Source organism: Streptomyces sp. ML-6, from assembly GCF_030116705.1.
In the GTDB taxonomy this organism is placed as follows: Bacteria; Actinomycetota; Actinomycetes; order Streptomycetales; family Streptomycetaceae; genus Streptomyces.
On the sequence record NZ_JAOTIK010000001.1, the window covers coordinates 7,458,411 to 7,479,867 of the forward strand.

17 protein-coding genes and 1 riboswitch are annotated in these 21,457 nt (G+C 73.1%); of the genes, 12 read left to right on the top strand and 5 right to left on the bottom strand.

Translation table 11 applies throughout. The features are described from left to right. Window position 1: 1 nt before the first annotated feature. The 6 genes from OCT49_RS32735 to OCT49_RS32760 are packed head-to-tail and all read left to right on the top strand — an operon-like array spanning window position 2 to window position 10,489. Window positions 2-1,225 (top strand): MFS transporter, encoded by a 1,224-nt coding sequence (locus tag OCT49_RS32735; RefSeq protein ID WP_283855410.1) that lies wholly within the window; start codon window positions 2-4, stop codon window positions 1,223-1,225. 51 nt (window positions 1,226-1,276) lie between these two features. Further along, entirely contained in the window at window positions 1,277-2,350 is a 1,074-nt protein-coding gene (locus tag OCT49_RS32740; protein WP_283855411.1) for an ornithine cyclodeaminase family protein, read from the top strand. Between the two features lie 9 nt (window positions 2,351-2,359). Then, entirely contained in the window at window positions 2,360-3,175 is an 816-nt protein-coding gene (locus tag OCT49_RS32745) for a class I SAM-dependent methyltransferase (protein ID WP_283855412.1), read from the top strand. Further along, window positions 3,172-6,468, top strand: coding sequence for a non-ribosomal peptide synthetase (locus tag OCT49_RS32750; RefSeq protein ID WP_283855413.1), 3,297 nt, complete (start codon window positions 3,172-3,174; stop codon window positions 6,466-6,468). Before OCT49_RS32745 ends, OCT49_RS32750 begins: the two co-directional genes overlap by 4 nt. Then, window positions 6,465-8,219 carry a non-ribosomal peptide synthetase gene (locus tag OCT49_RS32755; RefSeq protein WP_283855414.1) on the top strand — a complete coding sequence of 585 codons (1,755 nt, stop codon included), beginning with the start codon at window positions 6,465-6,467 and terminating at the stop codon, window positions 8,217-8,219. Before OCT49_RS32750 ends, OCT49_RS32755 begins: the two co-directional genes overlap by 4 nt. After that, window positions 8,216-10,489: a M20/M25/M40 family metallo-hydrolase gene (locus OCT49_RS32760; protein WP_283855415.1), complete on the top strand. Its 2,274-nt coding sequence runs from the start codon at window positions 8,216-8,218 to the stop codon at window positions 10,487-10,489. The genes OCT49_RS32755 and OCT49_RS32760 overlap by 4 nt, the downstream gene beginning before the upstream one ends. Window positions 10,490-10,551: 62 nt before the next feature. Here OCT49_RS32760 and glpK read toward each other — a convergent pair whose 3' ends face one another. From glpK to OCT49_RS32775, 3 genes are all read right to left on the bottom strand, one after another. Continuing rightward, the gene (gene glpK / locus OCT49_RS32765; RefSeq protein ID WP_283855416.1) at window positions 10,552-12,069 is read right to left on the bottom strand and encodes a glycerol kinase GlpK; all 1,518 of its coding nucleotides are present in this window, start codon (window positions 12,067-12,069) and stop codon (window positions 10,552-10,554) included. 44 nt (window positions 12,070-12,113) lie between these two features. After that, entirely contained in the window at window positions 12,114-12,959 is an 846-nt protein-coding gene (locus OCT49_RS32770) for an MIP/aquaporin family protein (RefSeq protein WP_283855417.1), read from the bottom strand. A 174-nt stretch (window positions 12,960-13,133) separates the two neighbouring features. Continuing rightward, window positions 13,134-13,613 carry a MarR family winged helix-turn-helix transcriptional regulator gene (locus OCT49_RS32775; RefSeq protein ID WP_283855418.1) on the bottom strand — a complete coding sequence of 160 codons (480 nt, stop codon included), beginning with the start codon at window positions 13,611-13,613 and terminating at the stop codon, window positions 13,134-13,136. Between the two features lie 57 nt (window positions 13,614-13,670). Between OCT49_RS32775 and OCT49_RS32780 the strand changes: the two genes are divergently transcribed. Beyond that, a complete protein-coding gene (locus OCT49_RS32780; RefSeq protein ID WP_283855419.1) occupies window positions 13,671-14,495 on the top strand; it encodes an alpha/beta fold hydrolase in 825 nt (274 codons plus the stop codon). Between the two features lie 23 nt (window positions 14,496-14,518). On the opposite strand, the gene OCT49_RS32785 is transcribed toward OCT49_RS32780, so the two are convergent. Next, on the bottom strand, window positions 14,519-14,923 hold the full coding sequence (locus OCT49_RS32785) for an ArsR/SmtB family transcription factor (protein WP_283855420.1): 405 nt from the start codon (window positions 14,921-14,923) through the stop codon (window positions 14,519-14,521). Between the two features lie 102 nt (window positions 14,924-15,025). On the opposite strand from OCT49_RS32785, the gene OCT49_RS32790 reads away from it, so the two are divergent. Both OCT49_RS32790 and OCT49_RS32795 read left to right on the top strand, forming a co-directional pair. Next, entirely contained in the window at window positions 15,026-17,023 is a 1,998-nt protein-coding gene (locus OCT49_RS32790) for a heavy metal translocating P-type ATPase (protein ID WP_283855421.1), read from the top strand. A 91-nt stretch (window positions 17,024-17,114) separates the two neighbouring features. Continuing rightward, window positions 17,115-17,666, top strand: coding sequence for a DinB family protein (locus OCT49_RS32795; protein ID WP_283855422.1), 552 nt, complete (start codon window positions 17,115-17,117; stop codon window positions 17,664-17,666). A gap of 71 nt (window positions 17,667-17,737) precedes the next feature. Here the strand turns inward: OCT49_RS32795 and OCT49_RS32800 are convergent, their stop codons facing one another. Further along, window positions 17,738-19,000, bottom strand: coding sequence for an APC family permease (locus OCT49_RS32800; protein WP_283855423.1), 1,263 nt, complete (start codon window positions 18,998-19,000; stop codon window positions 17,738-17,740). Window positions 19,001-19,182: 182 nt separating this feature from the next. On the opposite strand from OCT49_RS32800, the gene OCT49_RS32805 reads away from it, so the two are divergent. The 3 genes from OCT49_RS32805 to OCT49_RS32815 all read left to right on the top strand — a co-directional run bounded on the left by OCT49_RS32805 (window position 19,183) and on the right by OCT49_RS32815 (window position 21,449). Continuing rightward, complete coding sequence (locus OCT49_RS32805; protein WP_283855424.1) at window positions 19,183-19,614, top strand: hypothetical protein; 432 nt, start codon at window positions 19,183-19,185, stop codon at window positions 19,612-19,614. 100 nt (window positions 19,615-19,714) lie between these two features. Then, window positions 19,715-20,386, top strand: coding sequence for a DUF305 domain-containing protein (locus OCT49_RS32810; protein ID WP_283855425.1), 672 nt, complete (start codon window positions 19,715-19,717; stop codon window positions 20,384-20,386). A gap of 380 nt (window positions 20,387-20,766) precedes the next feature. Further along, window positions 20,767-20,955: riboswitch (cyclic di-AMP (ydaO/yuaA leader) on the top strand. A 2-nt stretch (window positions 20,956-20,957) separates the two neighbouring features. Beyond that, window positions 20,958-21,449 carry a transglycosylase SLT domain-containing protein gene (locus tag OCT49_RS32815; protein ID WP_283855426.1) on the top strand — a complete coding sequence of 164 codons (492 nt, stop codon included), beginning with the start codon at window positions 20,958-20,960 and terminating at the stop codon, window positions 21,447-21,449. Window positions 21,450-21,457 lie beyond the last annotated feature (8 nt).

The following is a 21,457-nucleotide window of genomic DNA, read 5'->3' on the forward strand; positions in this document are numbered from 1 at the left end:
CATGGGCACCACCACCCTCGACCCACGGCGGACGGACCGCGGCCACCGGCAGTACCTGCCGCTGGTGCAGGGCGCCACGCTGATCGAGTGGACCGGAACGGGACTGTTCCTCGCCGTCTCGACCATCTACTTCGTCAAGGTCGCCCACCTCAGCACCTCGGCCGTCGGCACCGGCCTCACCATCGGCGGCGCCGTGGCCGTCGCCACCGCCGTGCCCGTCGCCCGGCTGGCCGGCCGTTTCGGACCGAAGCCGGTGCTGATCGGCGTGATGCTGCTGCGCGCCCTGGCCACCGCCGGCTACCTGTGGGTCGACGGCTGGTGGAGCTTCCTCCTCGTGGTCGCCCTCGTCGCCGTCACCGAACAGTCCTCGCCCCCGCTGGTCCAGGCGTACGTCGGCGCTCGCACCCCGCAGAGCCTGCGCGCGAAGGTGATGGCCGTCCAGCGCACCGTCGTCAACCTGGGCATCAGCCTGGGCGGACTCATCGCCGGGGTCGCCCTGGGCTCCGGCGCTCCGGGAGCCTTCCGGCCGCTGCTGATCGGCGGCGCCCTCGCCTACGTACTGGTGGCCGCGGTGTACGCCACCGCACGGCGCGAGGAGGTCGGGGAGGTCACCCGCAGCACCGGCGTGGCGGCGCTGCTGAAGGACCGCCGCCTGCTGGGCTTCACCGCGTACAACGCGCTGGTGTCGCTCTGGATGCCGGTGCTCAACGTGGCCTTCCCGCTGTGGCTCGTCACCAGGACGGACGTGCCGGAGCGCTACGTCGGCATCCTCTACGCCGTCAACACCGTGCTGTGCATCGCCCTCCAGTACCCGCTCAACCGCTGCTACGGCACCCCGCGCCGGGCCTGGCTCTCCTATGCGACCGCGGCACTGCTGCTCGCCGGCGGCGCCCTGGCCTTCGCCGCCGCGCCCGGCCTCGCGACCCGGGAGGCGCTGCTGGTGCTCGCCGCCGCCGTCGTCCTGCTGACGTTCGCCGAACTGCTCCAGGTCGGCGCCTCGTGGACCCTCTCCTTCGACCTGGCGCCGGAAGGGGCGCGCAGCGCGTACCTGGTGCTGTTCAACACCAGCCGCACCGTGGCCAACCGGGTCGCGGGACCGGTGCTGATGACCGGGGTCGTCCTCGCCCTGGGCACGGCCGGCTGGATCGCGCTCGCCCTGGTGCTGCTGCTCGGCGCGCTCGTCCCCTTCGTGATGATCCGGGAGCCGCACGGCACCGGCCACTGACCACCCCCGCACCACCCCGACCGCCCCTCTCGCCAAGGAGTTCCGCCCGCCATGGACTTCGAGCACTACCCCGACAGCCACTTCCGCTACCTGACCCGCGCGGACGTCATCGAGGCCGCCCGCGACGTGGACATCGTGGAGGCGGTGGCCCAGGCGCTCCGGCTGCACGCCGCCGGACAGTCGGTCCTCCCCGAGGAGGCGTACCTCGGCTGGACCACCCCGCAGGGCGACTCGGCCAGACTGCTGGCCATGCCCGGCGCCCTGACCAGGGACGGGCGGCCCCCGGTCATCGGGATGAAGACGATCAACGCCTCGATCGGCAACCCGGAACGCGGAATGCCCCGCTCCCAGGGCTTCACCCTGCTCCTCGACCCCGAGACCGCCCGCCCCCTCGCCCTGATGGAGGCCGCCTACATCAGCGCGATGCGCACCGCCGCGGTCACCGCGCTCGCCGTGCGCCACCTCGCGGTGGAAAACCCGCGGCGACTGGCGCTCCTCGGCTGCGGCGCGCTCGCCCAGGCCCACGCGGCGCTGCTGCTGCGCACCGTGCCCACCCTGGGCCGCATCACGCTGTACGACGTGGCGCCCGACCGCGCGAAGTCCGCCGCCCACCGCATCGCCTCGCTGCCCGGCGCGGCGGACGTCGAGACGGTGGTCGCCGACGGCCCGCGGGAGGCGGTACGGGACGCCGAGGTCGTCGTACCCGTCACCACCGTGACCCGGGGCTACATCGAACCGGACTGGCTGCGCCCCGGCACGCTCGTCTGCCACGTCTCGCTGGACGACCTCACCGAGGCGGCGGTGCTCGCCGCCGGCACGGTGCTCGTCGACGACTGGAGCCTGGTCCGGGACGACCCGCGCCGGCTGCTCGGCCGGATGCACCGGGCGGGCACCCTGCTCGGCCCCGACGGCACCCCCAGGGAAGGAGTCACCGCCCGCCCCGGGGCCCGCCGCGTCGACGGAACGCTCGGCGACGTGCTCACCGGAGGGCACCCGGGCCGCCGCGACCCGGACGAGATCGTGATCAGCAACCCGTTCGGGATGTCGATCCTGGACGTCGCCGTGGCCGACCGCATCCACGCCCACGCCGAGGCCGCCGGTCTCGGCGCCCGGCTCACGCTCTGAGGGGGAACCGTGACGATCGATCCGAACATCCAGGAGATCAACCGCACCATGTGGTCGTACGGCGAGTACCGGCACGTCGCCGACCTGCTGCGGCCCGGCGCCGTCGAACTGGTCGAGCGGCTCGCCCCCGCCCCGGGCACCGCCCACCTCGACGTCGCCACCGGAAACGGCAACGTCGCGCTGCTGTCCGCCCTGTGCGGCTCCGTGGTCACCGGGCTGGACCTCACCGACGAGTTCTTCCCCGACGCCCGCGAACGGTTCGCGCAGGCCGGCGTCCAGGTGGACCTGCACCGCGGCGACGCCCAGGAACTCCCCTTCGCCGACGCCTCGTTCGACCTGGTGACCTCCACCTACGGCATCCAGTTCGCCCCCGACCACACCGCGGCGGCCGGCGAGATGGCCCGGGTGCTGCGGCCCGGCGGCCGGATCGGCATGTGCAACTGGACGGCCCGCAGCTGGACCGCGCACTTCCAGGCGATCCTCTCCGCCTACTTCGCCTCGCCCAACGGACACCAGGGACAGCCCATGCTGTGGGGGTCGCCGGACTACCTCGGAGAACTCCTCGGCCCCGGCTTCACCGTCACGGCCGAACGCCGCGAACTCTTCTACCCGTTCGGCACGGCCGACGACCTGGTCACCTTCTTCGAGAACTGCTTCGGCCCCTGCATCGCGGCACGCAACACCATCTCGCCGCCCTCGCGATGGAAGGAACTGCGGGCGGAGATGACCGAGATGACCGAGGACTTCCACACCACCGACGAACGGGGCACCGGCGTGCCCGTCGAGTACCTGCTCGTCGTCGCGGAGAAGAAGGAGGACCGGTGACCGGAGTGCCCGAGCGGTACCCGGTGCTCCCCCTGGCGGAAGGCGCCCGCGAACGCGCCCGCGCCACGGCACTGACCCGCAGCGAACCGTACGAACTGGGCGAAGGAGTCCACTTCCACGTCGAACGGCACGCCGCCGAGCACCCGGCCAGGACCGCGATCGACGACGGACGGACGGCCGTCGGATACGCCGAGCTGGCGGACCGCGCGCGCCGCACCGCCACGCGGCTGGCGGCCGAGGGCGTCTCGCCGGGGCGGATCGTCGCCGTCGGCGGACGGCGCGGCATCGACGTCGTCACGGCCTTCCTCGCGCTGGAACTGCTCGGCGCCGTCTATCTGCCGGTCGACGCGGGCTGGCCCGCCGCCCGCGTCGAGTCCCTGCTCACCGACAGCGGCGCGGTCCTCGCCCTGGTCACCGGCGGGCCGGCGGACACCGGGGAACTCGTCAAGGGCGCCCGCGCGGCCGGAGTACCCGTCACGGCACCGGAACCGGCGGACCTCCCGTACACCCGCACGACCCCCATGGCCCCCGACGAGATCCGCTACGTCCTCTACACCTCGGGCTCGACCGGCCGCCCCAAGGCCGCGGTCATCGAGCACCGGGGCATGCTCAACCACCTGTGGGCCAAGGTCGACGACCTCGGGCTGACCGCGGACGACCGACTGGCCCAGACCGCACCGCTGGGCTTCGACATCTCCGTCTGGCAGATGCTCGCCCCGCTGCTCGTCGGCGGCCGGGTGCAGATCTTCGACGACGAACGGGCCCAGGACGGCGCCCTGTTGCTGGCGGAACTGCGCGACCGCGGCACCACGGTGCTGGAGACCGTGCCCACCCTGATCCGCTTCCTCCTCGACGCGCGGGAGAGCACGGGCCCCGGACCCGGCGCACTGCGCTGGATGATCGCCACCGGCGAGGAACTGCCGCCCGCCCTGGCCCGGCGCTGGCACGACACCCTGCCGGACATCCGGCTGCTCAACGCGTACGGCCCCACCGAGTGCTCGGACGACGTCACCCACGCCGTGCTCGGCCCGCCCGCCGACGGAGTGCGCCACCTGCCGATCGGATCACCCGTAGGGAACGCCGAACTCCACGTGCTGCGCGAGGAGGACGGGCGGTGGCACGCCTGCGAGCACGGGGAGGCGGGCGAACTGTTCGTCGGGGGGATCGTCGTGGGCCGCGGCTACCTGGGCGACCCGGCCCGCACCGCCCGGGCCTTCTTCACCGACCCCTTCGGCGACGGCGTCGGACGCCTCTACCGCACCGGCGACGCCGTACGCGTGCTGCCGGACGGCCAGCTGGAGTACCTGGGCCGGGTCGACCGGCAGGTCAAGCTCGGCGGCGTACGCATGGAACTCGCCGAGATCGAGGCGGTGCTCGGCACCCACCCCGCCGTCGCCGCCTGCGCCGTCACCGTCCACACCCCCGACGACGCCGGTGCCCTGGTCGCCCGGGAGAGCGCCCACACCCCGGCGGCCGCACGACCGCCGAGGCTGGTCGCCTACGTCACCCCCGCCGACGAGGAGGTGCCGCAGGAGACGCTCCGCGCCCACCTCGCCGAGCGGCTCCCCGCACCGATGGTGCCCCGCACCTTCGTCGTCCTGCCCCGCATCCCGCTCACCCGCAACGGCAAGACGGACTACCGGGCCCTGCCCGCGCCGCCGCGCCGCGACCGCCCCGGGACCCGGCCGTACACCCCGCCGCGCGACGCGGCGGAGAGCGCCGTCGCGGACCTCGTCGCCGAACTCCTGGGCACCGGACGGGTCGGCCGGGACGACAGGTTCCTGGAACTGGGCGGCGACTCGCTGCTGGCCATGCGCCTGGTCGCGGCGCTGCGCCGGACGGGGTCGGCCGCGAGCCTGCGCGACGTGCTGCGCGACGGCAGCCCCGCCGCGCTCGCCGCCCTCGGCCACGAGGAGCGGCGACCGGCCCCCGCCCCCGCCGAACCGCCCCGGGACCGGCCGCGGACCCGCCCGCTCACCCCCCAGCAGGCCGGGGTCTACTTCCACTGGCGGCTCGACCCGCTCAGCCCCTACTACAGCTACCAGGGATCCCTGGAACTCGACGGCCCCCTCGACACGGCACGGCTGGCCCGGGCCTGGCACCTGCTGCTCGGCGAGAACCCGCTGCTGCTCGCCCGGTTCCACGAGACCGACGGGACGGACGGGCAGGAAGTGGTGCACCACTACCCGCACTGGGAGGTGCCGCTGCCCGACCGCGCCCGGGATGTCACCGCGGACGAGTTCCGCGCCGAGGCCGCCCGGGAGGCGGCCAGACCCTTCGACCTCCTCACCGGACCGGCCCTGCGGACCGAACTGTTCCGCCTGCCCGACGGACAGCACCGGCTCCTGGTCACCATGCACGAACTGCTCCTCGACGGCTGGGGCGCCACCGTGCTCTTCCAACGCCTCGCCGAGCTGTACGAACGGCCTCCCGCCGGCCCCGACCCCGAACGCGCCACCCGGTACGACCGTTACCTGGACCACCTGACGGAGCTGCTGGCCACCGAGGAGGTGACCCGGGCGGGGGAGTACTGGCTCGACCGGCTCTCCGGGGACCTCCCGGTGCTGGGGATCGCGCAGAAGCAGCGGCCCGTCGCACCCACCTACCGGGGCGAGATCACCGAGGCGGTCCTCGACGAGCACCTGTCCCGGCGGCTGCACGCCACCGCGCTGGCCGCGTCCGCCACCGCGTTCGTACCGCTGCTGGCCGCCTACGCGCTCGCCCTGAGCTACTACGGCGACACCGACGAGGTGATCGTCGGCGCCCCGATGGCGGGCCGGGAACGGCCGGAGACCGCCGAGGTGCCGGCCTTCGTGCTCGCCATGCTGCCGCTGCGGCTGCGCATCGACCCGGCCGCGACCCTGGCGGGGTTCACCGCACAGGTGAGGGAGACGGTGTACGAGGCGTACGCCGCGGCCGACCACCCCTTCGGCTGGACCCTGCGACGGCTCCCCGCCGCGACGCGCAGCTCGTCGGCGACCCCGGTCTTCCAGACCATGCTCAACATGCTGCCGTACCCGGCACGCGCCACCACCGCGGCGGGCGTCACCTTCCGCTTCGTCGAACTCGACACCGGCCACACCAAGTACGACTGCGCCCTCTACGTCCAGCCGCACGGCCCGGACCGGCTGCTGTTGCAGTACGCCTACCAGCAGGAACTGCTCGACGCCCCGGCCGCCCGCAACGTACTGCAATCCACCCTGACTGCGCTGCGGGCCCTCACCGACCCGGAGCACGCGGGGCACACCACCGTCCGTTCCCTCGATCTGCTGCCCGGAGACGATCACCGATGACCCCGCCGACCCTGCTGGAACTCTTCGCCGAACAGGTCGAGGCCCACCCCGGCGCCGTGGCCCTGCGCCACGCCGGAACCGAGGTCACCTACCGCGAACTCGACGAGTGGAGCGGCCGACTGGCCGCCCGGCTCGCCGCCAGGGGCACCGGTCCCGGCTCGCTGGTGGCCCTCGCCGCCCAGCGCGGTCCCGCCGCCGTCGCCGGAGTCCTCGCCGTGCTGAGGACCGGCGCCGCCTACCTCGGGCTGGACCCCGCCACCCCCGTGCGACGACAGCGCCGGATGGTGGAGGAGACCGGACCGCACTGCGTGCTGGCCGAACCCGGACTCGACCGGTTCCCCACCCTGGACGCCCCCCGCGTCACCCTCGCCCCCCTCACCGAGGGGCCGCTGCACCGGGCCCCCGAGCAGGAGCCCGACGACGACGCGCTGTTCCACATCGTCTACACCTCGGGGACCACCGGAAACCCCAAGGGCGTGCGCATCAGCCACCGTTCGGTCCGCGGCCGGCTGGAGTGGATGTGGCGGGACCACCCCTTCCCCGCGGACGCGGTGCTCGCCGTCCAGAAATCCCTCGCCCTGGTCGCCTCGCCCTGGGAACTGCTGGGCGGACTGCTGAAGGGCGTCCCGTCCGTGGTGCTCGGCACCGACGAACTCCTCGACCCGGTGCTGTTCGCCGCCGCCGTCGAACAGGAACGGATCACCCACCTCTTCCTGACCCCGCAACTGATCGCCGGCCTCCTGGAGGAGAGCGCGAAACGCCCCGGCGGACACCAACCCGCCCTGGTCACCAGCGGCGCCGACACCCTGCCCGTGGCCACCGTCCTGCGCTTCCGCGAGGTCTGGCCCGACACCACCCTGCTCAACCTCTACGGCATGACGGAGACCGCCTCCAACGTCGCCGCCTACGACACCGCCGTACTGCCGGCCGACGCCGAACGAGTCCCCGTCGGCAGCCCCGTCGCGGGCGCCTCGCTCTCGGTTCGCGACCGGCTCGGCCGACGGCTGCCGCCCGGCGTGACCGGCGAGGTGTGGGTCTCCGGACCGCCCCTGGCCCTCGGCTACGTCGGCGGCGACGGCGACGGCCGGTTCGTCACGGACGACACCGGGGCGACGCACTACCGGACCGGCGACCGGGGCCGCCTGCTCCCGGACTCCGCACTGGAGATCACCGGCCGCACCGACAACCAGATCAAGATCCGCGGCTACCGCGTCGAACTGGAGGAGATCGAGGCCACCCTGCGCAAGGCGCCCGGCGTCACCGACGCGGGCGCATACGCGCAGAGCGAGGACGACGGGACGAGCATCATCGCCTGCCTCACCTCCGACGAGGAGACCGACCCCGCCGCCCTGCGCGCCTACCTGCGCGACCGGCTGCCCGACTACATGCTGCCCGCCCGCGTCCAGCAGCTCCCGCACCTCCCGCTGAACACCAACGGCAAACTGGACCGCGCCGCCCTGCGCACGCTCGTGGCGGGCATCGGTCAGGAACGGACCGGCGAATTCACCCCGGCCGACGACACCGAGGCCGCCGTCGCCGCCCTCTGGCAGGAACTGCTCGGCGCACCGCCCGCCTCGGCGGACCAGAACTTCTTCGACGCCGGGGGCCACTCCCTGCTCGCCGTGCGGCTCGCCAACCGGCTCGCGGACACGGCGGGCCGCCGGGTGCCGCTGCGCCGCATCCTCGGCGCGCCCACCGTCACCGCCATCGCCGCCCTGTGCCGCGAGATCCGACAGGAGGAGCAGATATGAACGGCCCCTGGCTGAGCATGCCGGACGAGCGGTCGAGGTCCACCCCGGCCACCACCCTCGCCGTCTGCTTCGCACCCACCGGCGCCCACGGTTCCTCGTTCGCGCCATGGCACGGCCGCCTCCCCGAGGACACCGCCCTCGTGCTCGTCACACCACCGGGCCGCGGCAGCCGCGTCGACGAGGAACCCGTCACCGACATGACGGTCTACGCGGACGCCGTGGCGGCCGGGATCCGCGAACTGCGCGACGGGCGGCGGCTGGTACTGATCGGCGTCAGCCTCGGGGCCCTGCTGGCGTACGAGACGTGCCGCCGGCTCCTCGACGCCGGGGTGCCGGTCGCACGGCTGTGCGCGGTGGCCGGACAGTGTCCCGGCGACTTCGACGGCCACGGCAGCGACGTCACCGTCGAGGACGCCCGCGCCTTCGTCGTCGGGACCGGACTGACCGACCCGGAACTGCTGGCGGACCCCGAGTTCGAGGAGGTGCTGCTGCCGCCCGTGATCGCCGACCTCCGGCTGGCCGCCGGGTACGACGGCCGCCGGGGCCCCCTGCCGCAGGTCGACCTGCGCGCGGTGTGGGCCACCGAGGACCCGCACGTGCCCGAGGTCACCGTGCGCCGCTGGGCCGAGTGGACCCGCGGCACCTGCACCATGGCGTCCGTCGAGGGCGGCCACTACACCCACCGGGAGAACCCGGCGGCGGTCGTGTCCGCCTGCCTGGAGGGCCTGCCGGGAAGCGGACCGTCCCGGCGCTCCGTGCTCGGCGCCGGGGCGACCGCCGTGGCGGGCACCGTGCTGGGAATCGGCGCGGTGGCCTCGACGCCGTCCGGGGCACGGGCCGCCACCGCCACCCCGACGGGCGGCGCATTCTTCGACGGCGACCCCACCGACCCCGTGGACCTGGCCGTGGCCATGATCCGGCAGAACACCAGCAACCCCGGTGACGGCGCGGTCACCCTGCCGCTCGCCCGGATGCTCCAGGACGTCTTCCGGGCCGCCGGCGTCGACACCGAGATCGTGCCCACCCCGAAGGAGGGCAACGTCCACTTCTTCGCCCGCGTGCCCGGCAGCGGCCCGGCCCGCAAGGACCCGCTGGTCCTGCTCGGCCACTCCGACGTGGTGCCCGCCATCGGCGACACCTGGCGGACCGACCCCTTCGCCGGGGAGATCGAGGACGGCAAGCTGTACGGCCGCGGCTCGCTCGACATGAAGGGCGTCAACGCCGCCTTCGTCGCCGCCCTGCTGCGCCACGTCCGCGAGGGCACGGCCTTCGACCGCGACATCGTCCTCTGGTCCGACTGCGACGAGGAACAGGGCCCCTACGGCGTGCGCTGGTTCCTCACCGAACACCCCGGCCGGGTGACGGCGGGCACGGTCCTCACCGAGGGCGGCTGGGTGCTCAACCAGCGCGACGGCACGACGCCCATGATCGCCTCGCTCACCTGCAACGACAAACGCTCCCTGCTGCTGCGCCTGGAAACCTCCTCCTACGCCACCCACACCTCCAAGCCGTTCACCGGCCAGGCGGTGGTCCGACTGGGCGAGGTGCTCGACCTGCTGGGGGAGTGGCGCGCCCACATCCGCCCCAACGCGCTGTCCCGGCGGTACTTCGCGGAACTGGCCGAGGCCACCACCGACCGGCCCTTCGCCGAGGCGCTGAGGGAGATGCTCGACGCCCGCACGGAACAGCAGCGGGACCGGGCGGGCGAGGCGGTGGTGCGGCTCAGCGAGACCCCGGAACTGCACAACGCCATGCTGCGGACCACGCTCGCCTTCACGGCGGCGCAGTCCGGTTACTACCCGAGCATCGTGCCGGGCACCGCGACCGCGGACTTCCGGGCCGCCTTCCTGCCGGGGGCCGAGGACCCCGGACGCACCGTCGCCGAACTGCGTTCGCTGATCGGCAACCGGGCGAAGCTGACCGTCGTCGGGAATCCGGGCGAGAGCGAGCAGCAGGCCCTGGACCGGCTGCGCGGCTATCTGGCCACGCCCGACTCCGACCACGACACGGACGTCTTCCGCGCCTGGCAGGACGCCGTGGGCCGGACCCATCCCGGAGTACGGGCCACCCCCTGCCAGTTCGAGGCCGTCACCAGCGCCGTGCCGTTCCGGGAACAGGGGGTGCCGGTGTACGGCATGTACCCGTTCACGGTGAACCGGGACATGCTCAAGCGCATGCACGGCACCGACGAGCACATCGGGGTCGAGGCGCTGCGGCAGGGCACCGAGACCGTCTACCAGCTCCTGGCCGGACTGCGTACGGGGAGCTGAGCCCCGGTGCGTGCCGTGCGGGCGTACCCGGCCGGGCCCGCCCGCACGGCCCCTCGGACCTGTCACCCCACGCTGACCCAGTCGAGGGTCCGCTGCACCGCCCGCTTCCAGTTCGCGTAGCCCTCCGCCCGCCGCTCCTCGCTCCACTGCGGTTCCCAGCGCTTCGACTCCTGCCAGTGCTCGCGCAACTCGCCCTCGTCCTCCCAGAACCCGGTGGCCAGCCCGGCCGCGTAGGCGGCACCGAGCGCGGTCGTCTCGGCGACGACCGGACGGCTGACGGGGACGCCGAGGACATCGGCCTGGATCTGCATGCACAGGTCGTTGGCCGTGACCCCGCCGTCGACCTTGAGCACGTCGAGGTGGACCCCGGAGTCCTGCTCCATCGCCTCCACCACGTCCCGGCTCTGGTAGCAGATGGCCTCCAGGGTGGCCCGCGCCAGATGGCCGTTGGTGTTGTACCGGGCCAGGCCGACGATGGCGCCCCGCGCGTCGGAGCGCCAGTACGGGGCGAAGAGGCCGGAGAAGGCCGGTACGAAGTACATCCCGCCGTTGTCCTCGACCGTCCGGGCGAGGTGCTCGCTCTCGCTCGCGTTCGATATGATCTTCATCTGGTCCCGCAGCCACTGCACCGCGGAGCCGGTGACCGCGATGGAGCCCTCCAGGGCGTAGACCGCCGGGCTCTTCCCGAACCGGTAGGCGACCGTGGTGAGGAGCCCGTGCCGCGACCGGATGAGCTTGGTGCCGGTGTTGAGCACGAGGAAGTTGCCGGTGCCGTAGGTGTTCTTCGCCTCGCCCGGCTCGAAGCACACCTGCCCCACGGTGGCCGCCTGCTGGTCGCCGAGCACCCCGGTGATCGGGATCGCGGCCCGCAGGGGGCGGGAGGTGCGGGTGCAGCCGTACGCCTCCCGGTCGGAGGAGGAGTTGATGGCCGGGAGCATCGCGCGGGGGATGCCGAAGACGTCCAGCAGCTCGTCGTCCCAGTCGAGCGTCTCCAGGTTCATCAGCATCGTCCGGCTGGCGTTGGTCACGTCGGTGGCGTGGATGCCGCCGTCGGGACCGCCGGTGAGGTTCCACAGCACCCAGCAGTCGGTGTTCCCGAACACCGCGTGCCCCTGCTCCGCCGCCTCGCGGACGCCCTCGACGTTGTCGAGGATCCACTTGATCTTCCCGCCGGAGAAGTACGTGGCCGGGGGGAGCCCCGCCTTGCGCCGGATGACCTCGCCGTGGCCCTCGTTCTCCAGGGCCTGGGCGATCGCGTCGGTACGGGTGTCCTGCCACACGATGGCGTTGTAGTACGGGCGGCCGGTGCGCGGGTCCCACACGACGGTCGTCTCGCGCTGGTTGGTGATCCCGATGGCGTCGAGGTCCGTGGCGCTCAGTCCCCCGGTGCGCAGGGCGTTCTGCATCACCGAGTTGGTGCGTTCCCAGATCTCCACCGGGTCGTGCTCCACCCAGCCGGGGCGGGGCAGGATCTGTTCGTGCTCCAACTGGTGCTTGGCCACTTCGTTTCCGTCGTGATCGAAGATCATGAAGCGGCTGCTGGTGGTGCCTTGGTCCACCGCGCCGATGAAGTCCGCCATGGCGTGCTTCCTCTCCTGGGTCGGGCCGGTGAGGGAACCGGAGGTCACTTCTCCGGCGGCAGGGGGAGACTTCCCTCCGGCTCCGGCTCCGCCGAGGGCAGGAACCGGGTGATGAAGGCCTGGTAGAAGAACGCCCCCACCAGGCCGCCGATGAGCGGGCCCGCGATCGGCACCCAGAAGTAGAGGTTTCCGTACTGGTCCCGCCACGCCCCTCCGTAGCCGGTGAGGAAGCTCGCGAGCCGGGGCCCGAGGTCACGGGCCGGGTTGATGGCGTATCCGGCGTTGGTGCCGAACGCCATGCCGATGGCCACCACGATGAGGCCCACCACGAACGGGCCGAGATTGGCGCCCGGCGGGGTGTTGAGGAGGTCGGTGACCGCGAAGATCAGCAGGACGAGGATCGCGGTGCCGATGATCTGGTCCCGGAAGGCCCCCCACTCGTGCACCGGGAGCGCGGTGTTCCCGTTGGAGGGCAGGGTGGAGAACACTATTTGCGTCTTGATGGTGTGTCCGGGATCGGCCTTCGCCAGGGCCTCCGTGTAGTTCCAGCGCACCAGCAGCGCCGCGACGAACGCGCCCGCGAACTGGGCGATGGAGTAGGGCGCCACTTTTCTCCAGGGGAAGTCCTTGAAGGCGGCGAGCGCGAGGGTCACGGCGGGATTGAGGTGAGCCCCGCTCAGCCGGCCCGCCACGTAGACGCCCAGGGTGACTCCGAGGCCCCAGGCCCAGGCGATGCTGTCGTGGTTCCCCAGACCGCCCGGCGGGTCGGTGAGCGCACCGCCCGCGACGACCTGGGCGACGACGCCGCAGCCGAAGAGGATGAGGATCATCGTGCCGAGGAACTCCGCGGAGAGTTCCCCGGCGAGTCCCGACCGCTTGAGCCGCTCCATGGAGGATCTCGCTTCCTGTTGATTCACGGCCTCTGCGGCATAGATCCACATATGAGCGTAGACGGGGGCAATTGGATCCGCACTCGGTGATGGAGCCCCCGGGCGCGCGCCGGATCGCGGTGCGGCCAGGGCCTTTCGTCCGGACCGGCCCCGGCGCGATGCGGACGGAAGACCCTAGGGGTGGTCCACGTCGACGTGGTCGAAGAGCTCCACCATGTGGCCGAGCACCCGCACGCAGGCCGTCACCTCGGCATCGGTGAGATCCCCGCCCACCTGGCGCAGCAGGGACTGCTCGCGGGCGAGCGCGGCGGTGATCGCCTCCCGGCCGGCCGCGGTCAGGCGGATCAGCGACGAGCGCTGGTGGGCCGGGTTGGGGACGACCTCGACGAGCCGTGCCGCCGCGGCGTCGTTGACCATGCGCTGCACGAACTGCCGGCTCAGCGCCTGCGCGCGCCCCATCTGCGGGACCGTCATGGGGCCGTTCTCGCGCAGCAGGTCCAGCACGGCGCGCACACCGACGGACAGGCCCTCGATCGGGGCGTTCTGTTCCACCTTGCGCTGCACGCGCCGGTAGAGCGGGCCCACCAGGGCGAAGACCTCCGTGAGCTGGTGGGCGAGCTCCTCGGGAGGCAGGGGGCGTTCGGATTCGGTCACCCGACCATGATGACACCTTGGTTGCCAAGTTGGCGATCGAATGGCACCTTGGTTGTCATGACTGCTGCTTCCGACCCGAGTTCCTTCGACACCGGGGACGGCCCCCTCGTGTACCGCGACGCCGGGGACGGCCCGCTGCTGGTGCTGCTGCACGGCGGCTTCCTGGACCACGGGATGTGGGACGACCAGGTGCCGGACCTCGCCCGGACCCACCGGGTGATCGTGCCGGACGCCCGTGGGCACGGCGGATCGTCCAACGCGAGCCGGCCGTTCCGCCCCACGGACGACCTGGCCGCGCTGCTGCGCCACCTCGACGCCGGGCCCGCCGTCCTGGCCGGGGTGTCGATGGGTGCGGCCACCGCGGTCGACACCGCGCTCGAACACCCGGACCTGGTCCGCGCGTTGGTCGTCGGCGGCGCGGCCACGAGCGAGCCCGAATTCAACGACCCCTGGTCCAGGAAGGTTCTGGCCGCACAGGCCCGCGCGCTGGGCGAGGGCGACGTGGAGGGCTGGGTCGACGCCTTCATGCTCTTCGCCGCGGGCCCGCACCGCACGCTCGACGACGTCGACCGCACCGTCGTGCGGCGGCTGCGCGACATGACCTTCCGGACGCTGGCCAAGCACCGCGCCGGCGAGCCGGACCTGCGCGTTCCCGTTCCCGACACCTGGGCGCGGGCGGCGGGGATCGGGGTCCCGGTGCTGGCCGTGCACGGCTCCATCGACTCGGCCGACCACCTGGCCATGGCCCGGCGCCTGGTGGAAACGGTCGCCGACGGGCGCGAGGCGAGTGTCGAGGGCACCGCCCACTACCCCAACATGGAGCGGCCGGACGCCTTCGGCGAGATTCTCCGGAACTTCCTGGCGGCCGTTCCCGCCGGATGACGCGGGCGGCGGGGCCCGCGGACTCAGCCGGCGGGGGAGGGCGCCGGGTCATCGGCCCCCGCGACGGCCCGCGCCGGGACGTCGCGCAGGCCCAGGCGCAGGTGCTCGACGTGGAAGAGGGCCTGGTCGAGCAGTTCGGCCACATGGTTGTCGTGCAGGGCGTAGATCACCGAGCGGCCCCGGCGCTCGCCCGTGACCAGGCCGAGGTTGCGCAGCAGCCGCAACTGGTGGGAACAGGCGGACTGCTCCATGCCGACCGCGTCCGCGAGTTCCGTGGCGGGGCAGGGGCCCTCCTGCAGACGGGCGAGGATGCGCAGCCGGGACGGGGTGGCGAGGGCCTGGAGGGTGGCCGCCACATCCGTGGCCCCCACCGCGTCGAGGCGCTCGCGCGCGGTGGCGGCAGTGTTCGCGTCAGCTCCGTGGCCCATGCGCTCATCCTACGGAGGTGTATGCATGAATGAGTGTTCATGTGATCCTGTATGGTGCGGAGGTCGAACCGCTCCGCCCTCTCGCGTGGAGGACCACCGCCCATGTCTTTCACCCTCACCCGTCCGGCCCCGCCCGCCGGTCCCGCCCGGGACGCGGCCGCCCGGCGCACCCGCCTCCTGGCCCTGGCCGAGGTCCGCTGGGCGGTTGCCGCCCTGGCCCTGTTCCTGACGGCCCTGCCCCTGCACCTGCTCGGCGCGCCGGAGTGGACCTGGGGCCCGCTGTACGCGCTCACCTACGCCGCGGGCGGCTGGGAGCCGGGCCGGGAAGGCCTGAAGGCGCTCCGGGAGAAGGCGCTGGACGTGGACCTGCTGATGGTGGTCGCCGCCCTCGGCGCGGCCGCGATCGGACAGGTGCTGGACGGGGCCCTGCTGATCGTCATCTTCGCCACCTCGGGCGCCCTGGAGGCCTTCGCCACCGCACGGACGGCGGACTCGGTGCGCGGACTGCTCGACCTCGCGCCCGACACGGCCACCCGCATCCTCGACGACGGCACCGAGGAGACCGTACCCGCGCGGGAACTACGGGTCGGGGACGTGATCCTGGTCCGCCCCGGCGAGCGCGTCGGGGCCGACGGCCGGGTGCTCGACGGAACGAGCGAGGTGGACCAGGCGACCATCACGGGCGAACCGCTGCCGGCGCCCAAGGAACCGGGCACCGAGGTCTTCGCGGGAACCCTGAACGGCACCGGGGCGCTGCGGGTGGCCGTGGAGCGCGACCCGGCCGATTCGGTGATCGCCCGGATCGTCGCCATGGTCGAGGAGGCGTCCGGCACGAAGGCGCCCACCCAGCTGTTCATCGAGAAGGTCGAGCAGCGCTACTCGATCGGCATGGTGGCGGCCACCGTGGCCCTGTTCGCCCTGCCCCTGGCCTTCGGCGCGGCCCTGCAGCCGACGCTGCTGCGGGCGATGACCTTCATGATCGTCGCCTCGCCGTGCGCCGTGGTCCTGGCCACCATGCCGCCGCTGCTCTCCGCGATCGCGAACGCCGGACGGCACGGGGTGCTGATCAAGTCGGCCGTGGTGATGGAGCGCCTCGGCCAGGTCGACGCCGTGGCCCTCGACAAGACCGGCACCCTGACCGAGGGCACTCCCCGCCTCACCGACATCCGCCCCCTCACCGGTCCGGGCCTGACCGAGGACGCCCTGCTCACCCTGGCGGCGGCGGCCGAGCACCCCAGCGAACACCCCCTCGCCCGCGCCGTCACCGAAGCCGCCCGGACCCGCGGGCTCGTCCTGCCCGCCGCCGAGGAGTTCGCCTCGGCACCCGGAACCGGCGTCACCGCCACCGTGGACGGCCGCACGGTCGCCGTCGGCGCCCCCGCCCGGCTGCCGGCCACCGCCACCGGCCACGAGGAGGAGGCGGCCGCACTCGCCGCACGCCTGGAGGAGGAGGGTCGCACCGCCGTGCTCGTCGTCCTCGACGGCACGCCCGTCGGCGTCCTCGGCATCGCCGACCGCCTGCGCGCCGACGCCCGCGCCACCGTCGAACGCCTCACCGGCCTCACCGGCGGCGCGCCGGTCCTGCTCACCGGCGACAACCCGCGCGCCGCCGCCCGCCTGGGCGCCGAAGCCGGGATCGACGACGTCCGGGCCGGCCTGCTGCCGCAGGACAAGGTCCACGCCGTCAAGGAACTGGAGGGCGCCGGCCGGAAGGTGCTCGTGGTCGGCGACGGGGTCAACGACGCCCCGGCACTGGCCGCGGCCCACACGGGCATCGCCATGGGCCGGGCGGGTTCCGACCTCGCCCTGGAGACCGCCGACGCCGTCGTCGTCCGCGACGAACTCGCCGCCGTGCCCACCGCCGTGGCGCTCTCGCGCCGCTGCCGCCGCCTCGTGGTGCAGAACCTCGCGATCGCGGGCGTGTTCATCACCGGACTCGTCGTCTGGGACCTGGCGGGCACGCTGCCGCTCCCGCTGGGCGTCGCCGGACACGAGGGCTCCACGGTCCTCGTCGGCCTCAACGGCCTGCGCCTGCTGCGCGACGCCGCCTGGACCCGGGAGGCGGACCGCCTTCGCGGAAGCGGCGACACCGCTACCTGACCCGCCGTCAACTCCCCTGCACCGCCGGGCGCACCGGCCCGGAAAAAGCCGGCAACCCGGCCTGTCGGTGCGGGGCCGTACCCTGCCCGCCATGAGTGATCACAACGAGCCGGTCTTCCCAGAACCACCGCTCGCGGGCGACGAGGCCGCCACCCTCGTCGGTTCGCTGGAACGTCAACGGACCACCCTGGCATGGAAGTGCGGAGGACTGGACGCGACCGGTCTGCGTACCACCCTCGGCCCGTCCAGGGTCACCCTGGGCGGACTGCTCAAGCACATGGCCCACGTCGAGGACACGCACTTCTCCCGGCTGCTGCTCGCACGGAAACCGGGAGCCCCCTGGGACACCGTGGACTGGGAGAACCAGCCGGACTGGGACTGGACGTCGGCCGCCGAGGACACCCCCGAGGAACTGCTGACGCTCTGGCAGGACGCCGTGGCCCGCTCCCGCGCCCTGGTCGCCGAGGCCCTGGCCGACGGCGGCCCGGGGAGCCCGGGCCGGTACACCACGCCCGGTGGTGAATCGCCCAGCGTGCGGCGGGTCCTGATCGACATGATCGAGGAGTACGCCCGCCACGTCGGCCACGCCGACCTCATCCGGGAGTCGGTGGACGGGCTGGTCGGGGAGGACCCGCCGCGCTGACGACCGCGCCCGCCCGTCGGTCCGGCCGTCGCGAACGGCACGGCGGGCGGCGACCCGTCCGCCGGGCTCCGTCACCGGCGGGCGTGCCCGAGGGCCCCGCGCACGCCGTACGCCACGGCCCCGGCCGCCGGCACCGCGGCCCCGGAGACGACCGACGCCGACGGCAGCGTGAAGGCGAGCAGCAGACAGCCCGCCAGACCGACGACGGGCACGGCGCGGGGCGGCCGGCCCTCGTCGGGCCCGAGCGTCCAGGCGGCGGCATTGGCGACGGCGTAGTACACGAGGACGCCGAAGGACGAGAAGCCGATCGCTTCCCGGACGTCCGCGGTGGCGGCGACGACGGCGACCACGGCACCCACGACGAGCTCCGCCCGGTGGGGAACCCCGAAACGCGGGTGCACCGCGGCCAGGGCGTGCGGCAGATGACGGTCACGGGCCATGGCCAGGACGGTGCGTGAGACACCCAGGACGAGTGCGAGCAGCGAGCCGAGCGCGGCGACGGCCGCACCGGCCCGGACCACGGGCACGAGACCGGGCACCCCCGCCGCCCGCGCGGCCTCGGCCAGCGGTGCCGGGGAATGGGCGAGCCGTTCGGGGCCCAGGACGGCGAGCAGGGTGACGGCGACGGCGGCGTAGACGAACAGGGCGATGCCCAGCGCGAGGGGGATCGCCCGGGGGATGGTGCGCCGCGGGTCGCGGACCTCCTCCCCGAGCGTGGCGATCCGCGCGTAGCCCGCGAACGCGAAGAACAGCAGACCGGCCGCCTGGAGCACACCCCCGACCGTGGTGTCCGCCCCGACGGCCAGGCGCCCGGCGTCCGCGGTACCGCCGCAGAGCCCGGCGGCGACCACCGCCGCGAGAACGGCGAGGACGAAGGCGACGACCACCCGGGTCAGCCGGGCGGACCTGTGCACGCCGACACAGTTGAGGGCGGTCAGCGCCACCACCGCGGCGACGGCCACCACATGCTCCCGGCCGGGCCACACGTAGGAGCCGACGACCAGTGACATCGCCGCGCAGGAAGCCGTCTTGCCGACGACGAAGCCCCAACCGGCGAGGTGGCCCCAGAAGTCGCCGAGGCGTTCCCTCCCGTACACGTAGGTGCCGCCGGACTCCGGGTGGCGGGCGGCCAGCCGCGCGGAGGACGTCGCGTTGCAGTAGGCCACCGCCGCCGCCAGGCCCAGACCGATCAGCAGACCCGACCCGGCCGCGCCCGCGGCGGGCGCCGGTGCGACGAAGACACCCGCCCCGATCATCGATCCCAGGCCGATCACCACGGCGTCGAACACGCCCAGCCGGCGCCTCAACCCGCCCGTTCCCGCCGATGTGTTCATCGCTCCACTCCCTGCCGGCCGCCCCGTGCGGGAGGTCCGCGGACGGCCGGGGCGCCCGATCCGGGGGCACGGTAGCCGAGCGAGGTGTCCGACAGGGGGCGCGGTGGGCCGGACAAACCCGGTGGGGGTATCGTCGGGGCCCGTACCGCAGGACCCGTACGACCGAGGAGTTCGAGGCAGCCGTGGATCGCGGACCGACGCGTGCACCGGGAGTGTCCCGGCTGCTCGTGCTGTGCGCCGTCCTGTGCGGACTGTTCCTCATGCACGGCGCCCCGGTCGGCGCGGCCGGCGGCTGCCACGACGCGATGACCACGGCCCCGGAGCCGTCCGGGCCCCGGCCCGCCGTGCCCATGGAGATGGCCGGCCACGCCGCCGCGCAGCACGGGGACGGCCCCGTCCGGGCGGCCGAGGACCGGTCCTCGGCGAGTGGCGAGTCGTGCGTGTTCACCCAGGCCCGCGACCGGGTGCTGCCGCTGCTCCTCGCGCTGGGCCTGGTGGTCCTGGCGGCCCGGGGCGTCGCCGGGCGCCGGGCGGCCGTGCGCGGGCCGGAACGACGGGGGCCGCCGTTCGGCGGCAGGGATCTGCTGATCCAGGTGTGCGTCGCGCGGACGTGACGGGGCCGCCGGTTCCGGTCGGCCGAGGCCGGACCGGTCGGACGACCCCACCCGTTCCGCGTGCCACCGACGTGGCGCGTCCACCTGGAAAGAACCCAGCATGCGCGTTTCCCTGCCCACCGCTGTCCGTCGCCGTCGCGCCCTCGCGACCGCCGGTACCGTCGCCGCCCTCGCCCTGGCGCTCACGGCGTGCGGCTCCTCCGACGACCCGAAGTCCGACGGCTCGTCCATGCCCGGCATGAGCCACGGCTCCGGCAGCGCATCCGCACCGGCCGCCGCGGGCGGTGCGTTCAACGACGCGGACGTGAAGTTCGCGCAGGAGATGATCCCGCACCACCAGCAGGCCATCGAGATGGCGGAGCTGGCCGACGGCCGGGCCGCCGACGCCGAGATCAAGAAGCTGGCCACCGCGATCGAGGAGGCCCAGGACCCCGAGATCAACACGATGAAGGGCTGGCTGAAGTCGTGGGGCAAGCCGCTGCCGGAAGCCCCGATGGGTGACATGCCCGGAATGGATCACGGCTCGGACGGGGCGGGAATGCCCGGAATGATGTCCGACAAGGACATGGACGACCTGAAGGCCGCCAAGGGCAAGGACTTCGACAGGAAGTTCGCCCAACTCATGATCGCCCACCACCAGGGCGCGGTCACCATGGCCCAGGACGAACAGAAGAAGGGCGACAACGCCGAGGCGAAGAAGCTCGCCGAGGCCGTGGTGACGGCCCAGACCGCCGAGATCGAGCAGATGAACAAGATCCTCGAAAGGCTCTGATCCCGACAGGAGTGCGGGCCCCGAAGAGCGGGGCCCGCACTTCCCGTATTCCTCGTCCGGGCGAGAAATCCGGACGAGGGGGCGTACGAACTCGCGGGGGTTCTACCCCGTTTTACTCACCGAGTGATAAGGGTTGTATATCCCTTTTGTGCGGTTTTGATGTCATTCAAAATGTGCCTTTTGCGATTAAGTGGCGCGTGTCACGTCCGATGTCCGTGAGGGTGCCCCGGATGGGCCGGTTCCCTTTCCGTGCAAGGGAATTCGGCCGTTCGTTGTGAAGTGCGTTACCGAATTCCCGGTCATTCGATCTTGTGAATGAATTGCGTGCGGAATTCTGGTCTTGTTCCTTTCGGTGTTTCTCGCCTACGGTCACCGTCAATCCGGACGGAACGCCGAATCCTGCCGCTGTCCGGCCATCCGACTCACCCGTGCACGGCAGGAACGGGGGACCCAGGCAAGCCGCCGATCCGGTCCCCGGAACGGCTCGGGGTGAAGCCGCATCCGTGTGCGGCCGGGCACCTCCCGCCCGAACCCGACAGCTCACCTCGTAGGCGACGGAGAGGAACTCACCATGCTCGCAAAGGGCGCGTACCGTCGTCGCAGGCCCGTCCCGCCGGTCCGGGGTCTCATCGCCGTGGGCACGGGCGTGGCCGCCCTCGTGCTCCCGCTGGCCGTCGCCGGAACTGCGTCGGCGACCCCGGCGCCGTCCACCGGCGTCGTCGCCGCGCAGCCCGCGACGTACACGAACGATCTGGACGGCTGGATCAAGGAGTCGCTGGCCGTCATGGCCCGGCACGGCATCCCCGGCAGCTACGAGGGCATCCACCGCAACATCATGCGCGAGTCCTCCGGCAACCCCCGGGCCATCAACAACTGGGACTCCAACGCCGCCGCCGGCACGCCCTCCAAGGGACTCCTCCAGATCATCGACCCCACGTTCCGTGCCTACCACGTGCCCGGTACGTCGATGGACAGCTACGACCCCGTCGCCAACATCACGGCGGCGTGCAACTACGCCGCCGCCAGGTACGGGTCCATCGACAACGTCAACGGGGCCTACTGAGGCACCGC

What these genes read in the sequence shown, in the direction of transcription:
- OCT49_RS32760 (WP_283855415.1), top strand. Translation starts at nt 8,216, where the DNA reads ATGAACGGCCCCTGGCTGAGCATGCCGGACGAGCGGTCGAGGTCCACC.
- glpK (WP_283855416.1), bottom strand. Translation starts at nt 12,069, where the DNA reads ATGGCGGACTTCATCGGCGCGGTGGACCAAGGCACCACCAGCAGCCGC.
- OCT49_RS32755 (WP_283855414.1), top strand. Translation starts at nt 6,465, where the DNA reads ATGACCCCGCCGACCCTGCTGGAACTCTTCGCCGAACAGGTCGAGGCC.
- OCT49_RS32785 (WP_283855420.1), bottom strand. Translation starts at nt 14,923, where the DNA reads ATGGGCCACGGAGCTGACGCGAACACTGCCGCCACCGCGCGCGAGCGC.
- OCT49_RS32815 (WP_283855426.1), top strand. Translation starts at nt 20,958, where the DNA reads ATGCTCGCAAAGGGCGCGTACCGTCGTCGCAGGCCCGTCCCGCCGGTC.
- OCT49_RS32740 (WP_283855411.1), top strand. Translation starts at nt 1,277, where the DNA reads ATGGACTTCGAGCACTACCCCGACAGCCACTTCCGCTACCTGACCCGC.
- OCT49_RS32735 (WP_283855410.1), top strand. Translation starts at nt 2, where the DNA reads ATGGGCACCACCACCCTCGACCCACGGCGGACGGACCGCGGCCACCGG.
- OCT49_RS32770 (WP_283855417.1), bottom strand. Translation starts at nt 12,959, where the DNA reads ATGGAGCGGCTCAAGCGGTCGGGACTCGCCGGGGAACTCTCCGCGGAG.
- OCT49_RS32810 (WP_283855425.1), top strand. Translation starts at nt 19,715, where the DNA reads ATGCGCGTTTCCCTGCCCACCGCTGTCCGTCGCCGTCGCGCCCTCGCG.
- OCT49_RS32790 (WP_283855421.1), top strand. Translation starts at nt 15,026, where the DNA reads ATGTCTTTCACCCTCACCCGTCCGGCCCCGCCCGCCGGTCCCGCCCGG.
- OCT49_RS32800 (WP_283855423.1), bottom strand. Translation starts at nt 19,000, where the DNA reads ATGAACACATCGGCGGGAACGGGCGGGTTGAGGCGCCGGCTGGGCGTG.
- OCT49_RS32780 (WP_283855419.1), top strand. Translation starts at nt 13,671, where the DNA reads ATGACTGCTGCTTCCGACCCGAGTTCCTTCGACACCGGGGACGGCCCC.
- OCT49_RS32795 (WP_283855422.1), top strand. Translation starts at nt 17,115, where the DNA reads ATGAGTGATCACAACGAGCCGGTCTTCCCAGAACCACCGCTCGCGGGC.